This window comes from Fimbriimonas ginsengisoli Gsoil 348 (assembly GCF_000724625.1).
GTDB lineage: Bacteria > Armatimonadota > Fimbriimonadia > Fimbriimonadales > Fimbriimonadaceae > Fimbriimonas > Fimbriimonas ginsengisoli.
The window spans coordinates 3,983,484-3,997,102 of the sequence record NZ_CP007139.1; the positions used below are offsets into that span (position 1 = coordinate 3,983,484).

A 13,619-nucleotide genomic window follows, 5' to 3' on the forward strand; every position below is an offset into this window, starting at 1 on the left:
TGAAGGATAACCCATGACACTAAACGAACGATTGAGGTTGGTCGGCTACCATGCCACCGACGACGGAGCAGCCGGAGGTTTTGAAGACCCCGGCTTTTTTGATGTCGACGAAGACGGTTTCCATGACGGCTTCCACGATCCGGCGCCGATGGAGGCGGCGGATGGCCCGCCGGATTGGTTCGACGAGTTTGCCACCGACGTGGCATCGAAGCTCAGCGAACTGGAGCATCGCTACCAGCAACCGGTCGCTCAGGAAGCCTCTTATTGGCGGGACGATCCTACCTATCTGGATATCGACCAGCGGATCGCCCAGCGAAGCGACGCGGTGGCGCGGGCGATGAGCGAGACGATGCGCCCGATGCTGGAAGCGCAGATCGTGCAGCAGGTCGCGGGCGATCTTCCGGCGGAGGCGCAGGAATACGTCCGCGCGGAGCTTCAAGGGATCAACCCGATGGAGATGGCGGCGATCGCCAAGAACCCGCAGGTGGCCCGGATGCTGAAGTTCGCGGCCAAGGGTTACGCCGGGGAGAGGCAATCGCCACGGACCGCGGCGCCGAGGAGCGAGGGGGTCCATAACCCTAGCTCCAATCTGGATGCGGCGGCGGAGCGCGAGATCGCGAGCTACCTGCGGGCATTCGGTCCGCGGGGAGCGACACGGGAAATGGCGGTCGCCGCCTACAACCGGGCGATGGAACAGGGTGGTCGCTAATGGCTTACGAGCAGAAAAGGAAACCGGCGGCGAGCCGGAAAGCCGAGGGGATCCGGACCGTGTTCATCGAGAAGCACGGCGAGAAGGGGCACCTCGATAACCAGCTTTTGACCCTTCGAAAGATGGGATACGAATTGGCGGAGGGAGAGCTGGGCTGGGAGGCGAAGATTTCCCAGGCGGCTTATCAGAAGATCGAGGACGAGGCGCATACGCGGGCTCGGGCGCAGGTCGACGGGACGCGGGCGATTAGCCGAGACGAGCACGACGACGGGATGTACCAGTCGACCGTGGAGTCGCTATCGCCGGTCAGCGCGGAGGATTTGCTGGAGACGTTGGGGGTGGACGAGTAGGCGCCGATTTCGGAAGTTTGGCGCAGTTGCGCCAGTTGACAAGGAAAGGAGAACAGAAATATGCCAGGTGCACCTGGAGCATTAGATAAGGTCATTCGGCTTCGGCCCTCTCAGGGGAGTGGGGGAGCTTTTAATCAGAAAGAGGAGCAGGTCGCGAACTCGCAGACGATTCGATATGGCGACATCGTGTCGCTATCGAGCGGCAAGGTTCAGCAATCGATCGCGTTACCGGGCTCGAACAACACGGCGTCGTCGGCAAGTGGCGGAACGCTGCCTATTTACGGCATCGCGCTGGCCGACATCGCGACCAATTCAGCGGGAACGGAGGCGTCGACCGGGCGCAATACGATTCCGGTCGCCGTCTTCGACAGCAACTTGGAGCTGCTGGTGCGGATCTACAACGCGACTCCGTCGAGCTCGACCCAAGCGGCGCTCTCGCTGGGGACTACCTATCAGTTCGTCCGCTACCGAGGAGCGGATGCCAACACGTGGTGGTACATGGTCTCGACCACCAGTACGGGCGAGTTCAAGTTCGTGGAGGCTTCGGCCGAGTCGCAGACCAGCGACAACTACGGGATGGTCTGGCTTCGGACGATTTTGAGCGACACAGTGAGGCAGGGCTAATATGCGAATTCAATCCATGTCGCCCCTTCTTGGGAGAGAAGGGCTTAACGACGTCATCTCCCTTTACAACACTAAGAACCCGGGGATCTGGCAGAAGATCGCCAAAGTGGAGAACACCACGGATTACTTCTACCGGGTGCTGCAGGAAGGAGATATGGGACCGGCCCTGGCGATGGGTGGAAACGCGGGCGGCAACCCGACCGGCGAGGCGGCCGGCATCCAGTACGACGATTTCCAGACGCCGTACACCAAGGATTACTATCCGCTGAAGCGGGGAATCGGCTTCGCCATCTCCTCGGAGGCGATGGAATCCGACAAGTACGGCGTGATCGCCCGGAAGGGGGCGAAGATGGCCAAGTCGATGAACAAGACGCTCGAGGCGGACGTGGCGAATTTCATGAATCTGGCGACTTCGAGCGGGTTCGTGGGGCCGGACGGACAGCCGCTGGCTTCCTCTTCGCACGGACTGGATTCCGGTGTGGGCTCGAACATCGTTAACATTGCGGCCGGTTCGTCTTCGTCCAACTACCTGGCTTTGGGGCCGCTCGCTCTCGAGCAGGCGATCCAGGAGTTGGTGCAACAGCAGAGCCACCGGGGTGACCCGATGATGTTCATGGGGCCGTACAAGCTGTACGTGGCTTCGGCGCTCTGGGGATTGGCCCGCCGGATCGTGGATGCGAGCGGCGTGCAAGGAACCAACACCAGCGACCCGAACTGGGCCGGCGGCTACGTGGACGAGGTGGTGATGGACCCGTACTTTACGAGCCCGACGGCTTGGGCGCTACGCAGCTCGAAGGACGACGAGCATGGACTTACTCTGATTTCGCGACGCGAGAACCGGACGAAGGAGCAGTTCGACATCGACAAGGATGCCTGGAAGTACACGCTGACGCGGATCTGGGCGAAGGCGATCGAAGATTGGCGCGGGTTCATCTACTCGCCGGGAGCATAAAGATGCCGGGCGAAGGGAAACCATTCAAAGGGCTTGTGGCGGTTCCGGGTTTTCGAACCCGGATCGTGCGGGGGCTTCCGGTACTGGTGGAGGCCGGAACCGTGACGAATCTTCCGCCGGACTCGTGCGAGTTCGAGGTGGTGACGGGGTCGACTTCGTTGCCGGATCTTACGATCGGTACGACGGCGGCGACTTCGACGCTGCTGGCGGATTCGGATGTGCCGGCGGGCATGAAGGTGTACATCTCCAGCATTCAGGTGGTGGCAAGCGTGGCGGCAAGCGGCGGGACCGGAGGCACGGTGACGCTGACGCTGCAGGATTCGGCGGGGACGGCGATCGCGACCTACACGCAAACGGCGCTGGCTTCAGGGGCATTTTTGCCTTTGCCGGCGACGACCCCGGCTTCCGGCGTTACCGATAACCTGGTGAAGACGCTGGGGCCTTGCGGGGCGGCGGGGAAGGGGATCCAGGCGGTCTTGGCGAACTCGACCGCGGGGACGTTTCGGGTTCGCGTCGTCGGTTATTACGCGGCGTAGGCCGTGTTCGTTCGTAAAGAACGCGGGGTTAGCACGGGTTGCGGCGGCACGGACCATCCGCCTCCACCCGTGGCACCCGGCTCCCAAAAGGGGGGATTTTATGCCTAATTTGAATCTATCGGGCGGAACGGCGGTTAGCCGGACGGGCGCTACCAAGACCTGGTCTTCGCTAGCCGTTCCGCTCGTCACAGGCACCTACCAGCCGGGGGACAAATCGTTTTATGCCCGGTTTAAGGTTTTGCCGAGTTCTCCCTTGGCGGCTCTGCCGAGCACGCTGTCTTTGCTGATCGGCGGGAACTACAGCCCGGCTTCGAGCGGGACGTTTATTATCGACGATCTGGTTTCGCTGGGAGACGCAAGCGCTCCCGGCTCTAACGTCGCGGTGATGGCGCCGGTCTCCGGAAACCGGAACTATCTGTTAGGGACCGGCGGCTTTACTCTGGCCGATTTGAACGCAGGGAACGTTTACCTTTGGTTGGGGTACCGGGCCGACCCGACCAGTTACTCGGGCTATTCCGTGTCAGTTTCGCCAACATCGCCGGTGGTGGTGCGGGGCGGCTCGACGGTGTCGAGCAATCCGACGTTCTCGATAACGCCTTCCGGACCCGGCGCCTACGCGGTGGTGGACATTTCTTCCACCAGTACGGGGGACGGGTACGCGGGCGGATTTATTGCTGGTTACACGGGGACCGCGTCGGTCGATAACGGACTTGGCGTCACCGATTCCGGGGCGATCCAGGAGCCGACGCCGGATCCCCCTCCGTCGGAGCGGACGGCGAGCTCTACTGTGCGGAGGCTGATTCCGACCGCTCAATCGTTTTCGTTTAGTCCGAGCGGGACCTCGGCGATCTCCGTGGGTGGTCCGACGAACGTTGCCCAGGTGACGCATTCTGTTTCGGCTTCGGTAGTGACGCCGGATGCCTCCACGCTTACTTTGGACACGCTCGTGCTGTCATTTACATCTCCAACCGCCGCCGGCGGGGTCGACGGTCCCATGCTTGGCTCTTTTCTATCCGCAGATCTGAATGAAATGACTACCGCTTACATCGACGACACATTTACCTTTTGGGCGCAAACGACCCAGGCCTCGACCGGCTCGGCGTTCGATGCGACCGGGAGCCCGAGCTACCGGATTTATGAGGAGACGACGGACACGCCGATCTTGACCGGCTCATTAGCCCTGCAAGACGACGCGAACACGGTGGGGTTCTACCGTGGGCAGGCGACGCTCTCGGCGGCGAACGGATTCGAGGTGGGGAAGTGTTACTGCGTCCGAGTGGCGGCCACGGTGGACGCGATTGCTCAGGCAGGAATGGTCGAGCGATTTGTGGTCCGGCCGGCGGTTGCGACTTCGGTTTGGGGCGCGCTCGACGGTGGGAACGTGGCGGGACGGGCGACGACCGTGTTACAGCAGCTCGGGCAGATCTACCGCTATTTGTTCAATAAGAACACGATCCAGAGCTCCGCACAGACGGTGTATTTAGACAACTCGACGACGGTAATGCTGTCGGGCTCGCAGAGCGCGACGGACGTCTCGGCAAGCCGGGGGAAGCTGAGTTGAACCAGCAACTGACGGTGGCGCCGTCGCTCATGGGGCTGTTCGGAAACGAGTCGGTCGACCAGGGTTTGCGGCTGACGACGGTCGTTTTCGGGGCGACGGCGGCGTTCGTGCCGACCGATTTTGTTTGGGATTTCCCGACGAGCGCGGCGGATGCTTACGCGGGGGGAGTCTGCGCGGCGACCGGATACCGGGCGCCGGGGCATAGCTTAGTTTCGGTCGACGGCGTGCGGTTTATCGCCGAATTCGCTCCGAGGAGGGTGTCGAAATGACGGTTCAGAATGTGATCGATGCCGCGCGGGAACGCTATCCCGAAATGGCCTCCGCGGTTGGGCTGACTCTCTTCAACCAGGTTCACCGCGAGCTTTGCTCGCGGTCCCAGTTGCGGAACAAGACCGAGCTGATTACTCTCAACGCCGGAACTCAGGAGTACGATTTGGAGGCCGAGGTGGTGAAGATCCACGAGGCTTACCATGAGCGGAGCGCAGACCCCGGCGACTGGCTGAGCCTGGTGGAGCGGTCCACCGACGAGTACGCGGTGATGCGGCGGAACTGGCGCGCTCTTTCTTCTACGTCGAGTCCGACGGAGTACTACGTTACTTCGGCGGTCGACGGGAACGGGTCGAAGGCTCAGATCGGCTTTTGGCCGAATCCTGCGATCGGAACAGATGGCATATCCGGATATCCGCGGGTGCGGCTGTATTGCACGAGCGTTATCGATTTATCAGTTGGCGACCTTTTGCCACCTCAAATTCTCAACGAGAACGTTTACCTCTTCGGAATATTCGCCAAGTTCTTGGTTCGTTGGCAGCAGGCAAACCAGAACGACTTGGCGCTGTACCGAAGTTTGGCTGAGGAAGAAATGAGCACGAATGTGGCTCACATCAAGGACGTGCAAAGCAACAAGGAAGACAGTTCGTTTGTGCCGGGATTTGTGCTTCAGATCGGGAGAGTGATTTAGGGTGGAGAACGCTCACGTATTGCTGGAACCGGGCATGGCGAAAGGCTTTGCCTCGGCACAGGACCCTACCGCGTTGCCGCCGGGAATCCTGGCGATGGTCCAGAACTGTCGTCTCGGTGATGGCCTGGTACGGGCGCGCTGGGGAGATGTGCCGTATCTAACCTCCTTGCCCGGCACGGCCGTTCGGGGCTATGGAGCGTGCTCGCTGGATGGCGTCCCGGTTCTTCTCCGGGCGTTTCTGTCCGGAGGAGAAGTTCTAGTAAAGGATCAGCTCGGAAACGAGCTGACGGCTCCGTCTGGCCCTTTTCATAACACCCGTTTGACCGACTCCTCGACCAGTCCGGTTCGATTCTGCGTGCTGCGTGACCGGGGGTTTTCGGACACGACGCCGTATGACCTACTGGTCATCCAGAACGGCTTGGATTCGCCCCGAGTGTATGGGCACAAGAATGAATGGTCTTCGCTGTCATCTGACTTTAATTGCGCGGTGGTTACCCAGCCAGAAGCGCCGTTGATTGGCACGCACACCTACGCCAAAGCGACGCTCGCGAGCTTTATGGATATCGGTTCGGGTGGTTCTACGACGTCGGGGACCGGTATTACGGCTAACTTTGCCTCGATTCGTTCTCGTGCGCCCTATTATGCGATAGAGGCGGTCATTGATCATTCATACGTGGGCGGCTTTGCCGTATTCACCCTTGGAGCCGCTTGCGATTGGTCGGGTGCTACGCGCTGGGTTCTAATTGGCTCATCGTCTTCAACAACCGGCGGAGTGGTTACTCCCGTCAACGACCTTTGGAACTCCGTACAAGTTGACATTAGCGATGCCGCAAGTGGAGTTTGGGTGAATTTGTACACTCCTGGCGGAGTAACGAGCTACGTCAGTGCGTCTACAAACAACGACGATACAGTTCAAATTGGTGGTCCAATTGGATCGGCGGGTATTGTCGCCGTTTCTGCCATTATCAAGATCCGCCTAAGCTGGTTAGACAATAGCCCACTCCTAGGAACAACATATTCGATCCGCCTTTATGTATTAGGCGCTCAGGGAACGATCCCAGGGAGTTCGCAGTTCGGAGTTGCGTTTGCTTCTTCTGACACCCGAGCGGTTGGTCCAGGAGGAGTCATAACGACATCGCGAGGAGAATCAGTACTCAATCTTGGAGGGGCATGCCCTCCGCCAAAGATCTGGTCACTGGTCGACGATGAGCGGTTCTACTACAAATACGTGGTTAACGTGGATCCACAGACGTCAGCGCAGCAAAACGCAGGTATCGACCGCTTACTTCTCTTTGCCCGATTCGTGGGCCAGGTTGACTATTACTACTGCGGATCAAAAAGGGTAGCTCATTACGCTTCGGGTAGCTGGTCGATCGATTCGGCGGGTTATGACCTCACGAGCGCCGTTTCACTCACTCAGGATTTCTCGTGGCCTCTGCCAGACCCGGCGGCAGTTTGCCTGCCGGTGGGGACGGCGATGGCCGGGGCAAATGGGCGGTCGTTCGTCGCGGGAGCGACCCGCAGCGGCACTACTTACACCGGTCCGGGGGCGCGGCTTTGGTTTTCCGAATACGAACGGCCGTTTCTATTCCGGATGGCAGTCCGAAACATCGACGCCACCACTCCGGATCAGCTTTCGGGTGGGTCATTCGCGCTGGACGGGCAACTCCTGCAAGCGATTGTCCCGCTAGGCTCATTTTCGGCGGCACCCGAGCAACTTGCCTCGCCAGTCGCCGGATCGGCGACCTTACAGGTCCTGACCGATCGAAATCTGTATCAGCTAAGCGGGTTCAGTGCTACGTCGCTTTCTCGCCCTCTGCCAGTGGCGGAGTACGGCACCCTGTCGCCGCTGTCAATCGCAAGATCGAAGCTCGGATTTTACTGGCTCGACGAGAGAAACCAAATTCGGTTTTATGGTCATCAAGGTCTACAAAACATCTCGGCCTCGGTGGTGGACGACATCCTGGCCGCCATCCCCGCGGCAAGGATGGTTTGGGTCACCGGAGCCTGTGCGAACGAACGCTTCTACCTTGGGTACACGCCAGCGGGAAGTTCCAATACCAACTGTTTGGTTTGGAGCGAGAGGCAAGACGTATGGGAGTCAGTCGACACGGCTACCGCCGGATCGTTCGAGGCGCTAGTTCCGCTCAACGATAAGGCGAACGACTATGTGAAGCTCCTACGGTACGGAATCTCCGACATTTACGAGCATGAGCAGCCGGGCTCAACTGGAAACGTGGCCTTAAGCCTCGCATTTCCGGCCATTCACTTTCTGGGAAACAGCCGCATCAATGCCCGCGAAATGACCGTTTGGCTTCAGCAGGGAGCTTACTCGCTGACCTGCCGGCGGACGTTTGACGATGGATCTCACGCCGACGGGATGATCGACGCCTCGGCCGGTCCTATTCTGCTAGACCCGGCTGGAGTCGGCGGGTTTGGCCACTTTGTACAACCGTCGATCTTCGGGTCCGTCCCTGGCGGAGTAAAGATCCGCGCCGCTCACATCAACATATCTGCGGCCCCGAGCGGCGCAATGCGACCTTAAAGGAGTCACCGTGAATCAACCCTACAGTTACGATGCGGGCAATCCGCTAACGAGCCCAAAAGGAGTCGAGCAGCAATATAAACAGTTTGGGTTCGATCCCAGAGGAAACAACGAGGCGAGCGGGTCGCTCATGCGCTTCCTGCCGGATTACTTCGAACAAGCCGCTTCTAACGCCGAATTCGGAAAACGGCTCAATGGCCAGCGGCAGAGCGCGATTTCTGCCCTACTGAACAGTCTCTCCCCGGCCTCGCAGCAGTCTCAGATGCTGGGTTTGCAACGAGGAAACACCGAACAGGCGGCTAACGCCGCCCGCCAAGCGAACATGATGAATCGGTCGTATGGCTTGGGAGACGGCTTCCAAGCAGGTACGACCGCCGGAGCATTCGGTCAGGCCGATCGCATGAATAACGATATCGCGCGAGAGTATGCCTCTCCACAACATCAACGTTCCGCCCTTCAGGCACTCCTACAGGCGATAGGTTATGGACAGGAGAATCCTCAGCTTGACCAGATTGCGCACATCGGGCAAATCCTCGAGCAACGCCATCAGGCGAACCAGGCCGAAATGGGGTCTGGATCATTCCTAAGCGCCCTGGCGCCTATCGCCGGGGCGTACCTCGGTGGGATGGGCGGCGGGAGGGCGGCCGTTCCTAGAGCTGTTCCGGTAAATCAAGACTTTGGTGAATACGACGGCGGCGACGGTTGGATGTATGGGTTCAATACCGGCCGATTCGTAACGGGTCCGAGCAACCCATACGGGTCCTAATCGGGGTAGCTAATTCCACCTTGTGCAAATCGTTCGTCGTCCAGATCGAGCAGACTTGAGGCGGGCTGATGTCAAGTCTGTTAAATCACCAAAACGGCTACCGAAGACGGTGAAAAGAAGACTTAATGTAGTCTGGCGAATCTGGCAAATTGGTGAGAATCATCGCATCGCCATTGGTGTGAGTCATTGAGTAAGTAATTGTAGTCCTGCTGTCCGAGTCGAAAACAATAAGATTGTTTCCTTCTATTCTCCAAGTCTGAACCCCGCCTTCGACGCCATAGGCACCGTCAGCAAGGAATGTAAAAACGGTGTCTGCTGCGCAGCCCCGCCCCGACGGTAACGTCACGGCGCAGGCGCCGGAGCCGGATTTGTCTTGGATGCTGTCGAGGTGCCAGCGGCCGACGATGTTGAAGGAGGGGGAGGAACTGCCGCCGCCTCCGCAGCCGGCGAGGGCTAATAACGTGAGACAGGACAGATACCTTCGCATCGCATTGGTACGTTAGCTCACCAAGGTCGGTTTCGTCAATCGGGGGCGGCACACCCTCAAGCTGTCTCTAACCCCAGATCCATCGTTTTTCAAACGCCCTCACTCCGCGGAGTGAGGGCGTTTTCTTTTGACGCGAATAAGGAATTCAAAAGCATGTTTCCACTTTCACAGATAGGTCAAATCCTCGACCTCGCCGCGCAGCAAGACGATAACCGGACGGGCTCCGCGAACTTGCCCGGAACGAGCTTAGGGCGAGATGGTCGGGTGTGGATGCCCGCCGCATCCAGCCAGCAAGCCTCGGGCGACACTATCTGGGCAACGCTGCACCGGTTAGCCGACAAATTTCCAAACGAGCTCCCGTCCGCCATCAATGACTATGCGATCCAATTCGCTCAAACCATTAAGTCGCTGGTAGAAGCCGGCTCAAGGAGCGGGCAAAGATCGGATTCGACGCCTCCGCCTCCCGACTACGCGAAGTTGACGCGGGACGCGTATGACGGGATCAATCGCGGCGGCGATATGGCGGCCAAGGCCTATTCGCTCCCTTACCCGGCCGCCGTCCATCCTGCGCTGCGCTCGCGCGACCTCTTGACGGGGCTGTTGCCGGCGCTTCTCATGGCGGTGGCGGATAAGCATGGGCGGGCAGACGCGGTCGGGCAGTTCGTGCAGCAGTACATGGGGGGCAAACAGCGGACGGCCGACGAGGCGAACCAGGCCGCGGCGGCGGATTATGCCCGCCGAGTTCAGCAGATGCAGGCTCAAGGGGCCAATGAAATCAGTCGGGGCCAGACCCAACTCGGATACCTGAACGATATGCAGCGGTTGGACGCCCGAAACCCGCAAGCCCCCGCGCCCGCCGGTCCCGCGGCGCCTGGTGCGCCGGCGGACATGGCCACCATGGGACAAACCATAGCGCCGGCGGCGGCTTCGCCCGCTCGTCTGCATTCGTGGGGGCCGCTGACGCCCCATGCGGCGGCGGACATCCAACAGAGGGTTGCGAATTACGACCCAGAGTTCAAAGCTCGGGCCGGCGATCGGATGGCGGCGGTCGCCCATTTGGAGCGTCAGTCGGTCGGCGCCAAGGATCTCAACTGGGTGGCTCCGCTGAAGGCGGCCTATGACCAGGCGCTCAGCGTGAACCGGGCGCAGATCGCTCGGATTCTGGAACGAAACAAGAAGAACCTTCCGGTTTACGACCCGGAGGAACCGAATTCGGCGGAGTCGCTCGAGGCGATGCGATACCAAGCGCTGGTTGAGGAAGGAGGCAGGCTCCGCACAAACTCGACGCAACTCGGAGGGTTGATGAGCCGAATGAAGACTCGCAACGTCCCTCCAAGGGTCGCCGCGAGCCCGAGGTACGAAAACTCGCCCACTCGGCAATCGAGCGCGGCAATCACCCCGCAAGGTCCAAGGTCCGCCGTTCGGCAAACGAGCTCGGGACGACGATTTCACGTGGTGGGCGGCTGATGAGAATCCTGCTTCAAACAAAGCTCGGACCCAAGCTCGTCGAGTTCGACTCGACTCCTTCGGATGCAGATATCGACGAAGCGGCCGCCTCCATCGAAGGAGACGATTCGGACTCTCGGGGGCCGATATCATCAAAGCCGCTCGCTCTACAGCGTCGCCCGGGCGCTCCAAAGGCACGAGTGCAGATAAGCCCACCTTCGCCGGCGCCAAACACGGATTTCCGGAGCATCAGGCAACGTGTTGCGTCGGGCGACCCGCTCGGATTGAACTCGCCACCCGCGCCCAAGCCCCAACCGAAAACCCAGACCGTTACGGACGACCTAAATCGTATTGTTAGTCAGGCAAAGCAAAAGCAACTGAAGGCGCCTGTCTTCACCTATCAGGGGAAGAAGTTTAGGGGCGACCCGTTTGGTGGCTTGTCGTTTTCGCAATCGGCGTACGAGCATGCCCTGAATTGGGGGTTGCCCTTCGTGGAAGGACGAGACGGATCTTCCGTCGATCTTCGCACGGCAATGACGCAAGTGAGCCGCGTTACCGGCATCGCCAGCTTCCGGAACACCAAGACGCCCGATCAAGTCGCGGCGGAACAGGAACGTTTCGACTACACCGGTGGCGGAAAAGTCGGACTCGGAAAGTCATTTGGTTTCGAGCGTTCGGCGGAAGGGGAAATACCGCGTGAGGCCGTTCCAATTAGGAGAAAGCGGCGAATCGACCCCAGAACCGGAAAGGTGGCCACGACTGAGTCGGGTGACTTGCTAGGCGCTAACGAGGAAGTGGAAACCGAATTCAAGAACCGGGTGGCCGATTTCCTTCACATTGCACGAGACAATCCTGTGCTTGGCCATGTCGTTGGCGCCGCAAACCCCTTCCCACTGGTAACCGATCTTTTTATTATTCAGGACCCGAACGAGCCTTTCAAAGAGCAGATGAAGGCAGTCGGTCGAGTTGCGGAGGCCGCGGCCACTGCAAAAGCTGGCAGTCTGATTTCCGAAACGCTGCTGCGCTATGCCAAGGGACCGGTGTTGAATTGGCTTCGGAATGCCTATGGTCGCGTGGTTGGGTCGCATGTCGATCCAGAGATGGTTGGAAATCCGTTCCACGTAAGTTATGAAGGCGATCCTCACGGAACGTATGCTCCTGAGGAAGGAAAGCTGATTCGTGAGGGAGAGCCGCCACCAGGTTCAAGTGACACCACCACCTTGCAAAGGGGGCCGACGCCGGAAACGGGTCGGCCCTCTTCCGTTTTGGAAGCAGGGGCGCGCGAACGGACTAATCCTCATGGGGGCGCTGGGCAAGACATTGGATTGCCTCAGCAGGAGTCGGACAAGAAGCCGCTCACACTCGATCAGCTACAAGAAAAATACCACGATGGCCAGCCGGGGGATAGATTCCAATTGGGCGTTTCAGACGGAAAAGGCTTTGTAAACGTGCGACGGCATGGATCGCTAGTCGAGGCCGATAGCATTCCTTTAACTGAGAAGGAGGAGAAGGCTCTTGCTGCCGCGTTATCTTCGAAGGAGAAAGCAGAAGCATTTTGGAAGTCCAGGGTTTCCGAATCAATTCGAAATAAAATGGTAGATTTCTCAGCAATCCTTCGTCGGGTTCGAGCAGGGGACACCATCCGGGATTCGATGGGAAAAAGGGGAATCGTTCTTGACGAGGTCAGAGGGGCGAGGCCCAGCGAGGATCGTTTCTCCGTAGCCTATGAAGACGGCAGTCAGGGGATGGTTGACCCTGGAAGGACGACGCTCGTTAAGGAGGGAGCACCGCTAGGTTTAGACGACGCCACCAAGGTTTGGGATGGTGACTCCGCAACCGTTGGTCACGCGCCCTCCTCCGATTACGCTACGACCTTCTTTAATGCTTTCCCTCACCTTAAGGGCAAAGTGTACATTCATCATGCAGTCGAGCGGCGTGTCTTAAACAAGTATCCAAATCTTTGCACCCCGGAGCAGATACATTCTTTGGAGAACCTTCGAGGAATTCCGTGGAAGTCAAACCCAAAGGTTCACCTTTCTTATATCCGCATCGAATGGAATAAGTTCTATAAGGCACATCCAAATGCTACGATGGAGCAATTGCTTCAAAAAGCCACGGAAATTGATGCGAAATACGGGGGTCAGTTTCGACCTCATGTAAGCCGTGAAAAATGAAATATTATCTTGTAAATCCAGAAGTCGCAGGAGGCTACGATGAGCACTCCGTAGTAGATCGAAGCGTTCATCCGCCGATTGTCAGCCGGCTCAACTACGAGTTCGACGACTGGCTCGGAGACGCTATTGTGGAGTCGTTTCCCGTTTATATCGTGACGGAACAAGCCGCGCGCGAAATAAGGAAAGCGGGACTGACCGGGGCGGTATTTGACGATATGGAGACTTCCATTTCGGACACGTTTAAGCAGTTAAACTCGGATTCGAACTGGCTGCCCAAGTTCGTTTGGCTTAAACCGGAAGGTGTTGCCGGCAAAGACGACTTCGGTACTGTACAGCCAACCACGCTCGTTCTATCTCAACGAGCGGTCAATCTCTTTGCCAGGCTTGGATTCAACCACGCCGAGATCGAGCCCTACGTTCCATAGGCAGCGATTGCCTCTAATGGGTGTCTTCCCGCGTGGCGGGTTCCGGATTTAGTGACGTGCCTGTTGTCGGCGCATGCGCCGGCGGG

14 protein-coding genes are annotated in these 13,619 nt (G+C 59.0%); 13 read left to right on the top strand and 1 reads right to left on the bottom strand.

Annotated features, from left to right (window positions below; translation table 11 throughout):
* Window positions 1–13 precede the first annotated feature (13 nt).
* From OP10G_RS17770 to OP10G_RS17815, 10 genes are all read left to right on the top strand, one after another.
* A complete protein-coding gene (locus OP10G_RS17770) occupies window positions 14–709 on the top strand; it encodes a hypothetical protein (RefSeq protein WP_038473320.1) in 696 nt (231 codons plus the stop codon).
* Complete coding sequence (locus OP10G_RS17775) at window positions 709–1,059, top strand: hypothetical protein (RefSeq protein ID WP_025229093.1); 351 nt, start codon at window positions 709–711, stop codon at window positions 1,057–1,059. The genes OP10G_RS17770 and OP10G_RS17775 overlap by 1 nt, the downstream gene beginning before the upstream one ends.
* Window positions 1,060–1,119: 60 nt before the next feature.
* Window positions 1,120–1,683, top strand: a complete 564-nt coding sequence (locus tag OP10G_RS17780; protein ID WP_025229092.1) for a hypothetical protein — start codon at window positions 1,120–1,122, stop codon at window positions 1,681–1,683.
* Between the two features lie 16 nt (window positions 1,684–1,699).
* On the top strand, window positions 1,700–2,635 hold the full coding sequence (locus OP10G_RS17785; protein ID WP_025229091.1) for a phage major capsid protein: 936 nt from the start codon (window positions 1,700–1,702) through the stop codon (window positions 2,633–2,635).
* A gap of 2 nt (window positions 2,636–2,637) precedes the next feature.
* Window positions 2,638–3,171, top strand: coding sequence for a hypothetical protein (locus tag OP10G_RS17790; protein ID WP_025229090.1), 534 nt, complete (start codon window positions 2,638–2,640; stop codon window positions 3,169–3,171).
* A gap of 100 nt (window positions 3,172–3,271) precedes the next feature.
* Window positions 3,272–4,732, top strand: coding sequence for a hypothetical protein (locus OP10G_RS17795; RefSeq protein WP_025229089.1), 1,461 nt, complete (start codon window positions 3,272–3,274; stop codon window positions 4,730–4,732).
* Entirely contained in the window at window positions 4,729–5,001 is a 273-nt protein-coding gene (locus tag OP10G_RS17800; RefSeq protein WP_025229088.1) for a hypothetical protein, read from the top strand. Before OP10G_RS17795 ends, OP10G_RS17800 begins: the two co-directional genes overlap by 4 nt.
* Window positions 4,998–5,690, top strand: coding sequence for a phage adaptor protein (locus OP10G_RS17805; RefSeq protein WP_025229087.1), 693 nt, complete (start codon window positions 4,998–5,000; stop codon window positions 5,688–5,690). The genes OP10G_RS17800 and OP10G_RS17805 overlap by 4 nt, the downstream gene beginning before the upstream one ends.
* Window positions 5,691–6,927: 1,237 nt before the next feature.
* Window positions 6,928–8,235 carry a hypothetical protein gene (locus OP10G_RS26430; protein ID WP_144241228.1) on the top strand — a complete coding sequence of 436 codons (1,308 nt, stop codon included), beginning with the start codon at window positions 6,928–6,930 and terminating at the stop codon, window positions 8,233–8,235.
* A gap of 10 nt (window positions 8,236–8,245) precedes the next feature.
* On the top strand, window positions 8,246–9,001 hold the full coding sequence (locus OP10G_RS17815) for a hypothetical protein (RefSeq protein ID WP_025229085.1): 756 nt from the start codon (window positions 8,246–8,248) through the stop codon (window positions 8,999–9,001).
* A 97-nt stretch (window positions 9,002–9,098) separates the two neighbouring features.
* Here the strand turns inward: OP10G_RS17815 and OP10G_RS26435 are convergent, their stop codons facing one another.
* Complete coding sequence (locus OP10G_RS26435) at window positions 9,099–9,488, bottom strand: hypothetical protein (protein WP_144241229.1); 390 nt, start codon at window positions 9,486–9,488, stop codon at window positions 9,099–9,101.
* A gap of 153 nt (window positions 9,489–9,641) precedes the next feature.
* Here OP10G_RS26435 and OP10G_RS17820 point away from each other — a divergent pair, with 153 nt between their 5' ends.
* From OP10G_RS17820 to OP10G_RS17830, 3 genes are read left to right on the top strand one after another with little or no spacing between them, the layout of a single operon-like run.
* Entirely contained in the window at window positions 9,642–10,955 is a 1,314-nt protein-coding gene (locus tag OP10G_RS17820) for a hypothetical protein (RefSeq protein WP_025229084.1), read from the top strand.
* On the top strand, window positions 10,955–13,108 hold the full coding sequence (locus OP10G_RS24955) for a hypothetical protein (protein ID WP_025229083.1): 2,154 nt from the start codon (window positions 10,955–10,957) through the stop codon (window positions 13,106–13,108). The genes OP10G_RS17820 and OP10G_RS24955 overlap by 1 nt, the downstream gene beginning before the upstream one ends.
* The gene (locus OP10G_RS17830) at window positions 13,105–13,533 is read left to right on the top strand and encodes a hypothetical protein (protein ID WP_025229082.1); all 429 of its coding nucleotides are present in this window, start codon (window positions 13,105–13,107) and stop codon (window positions 13,531–13,533) included. Before OP10G_RS24955 ends, OP10G_RS17830 begins: the two co-directional genes overlap by 4 nt.
* Window positions 13,534–13,619: the final 86 nt, after the last annotated feature.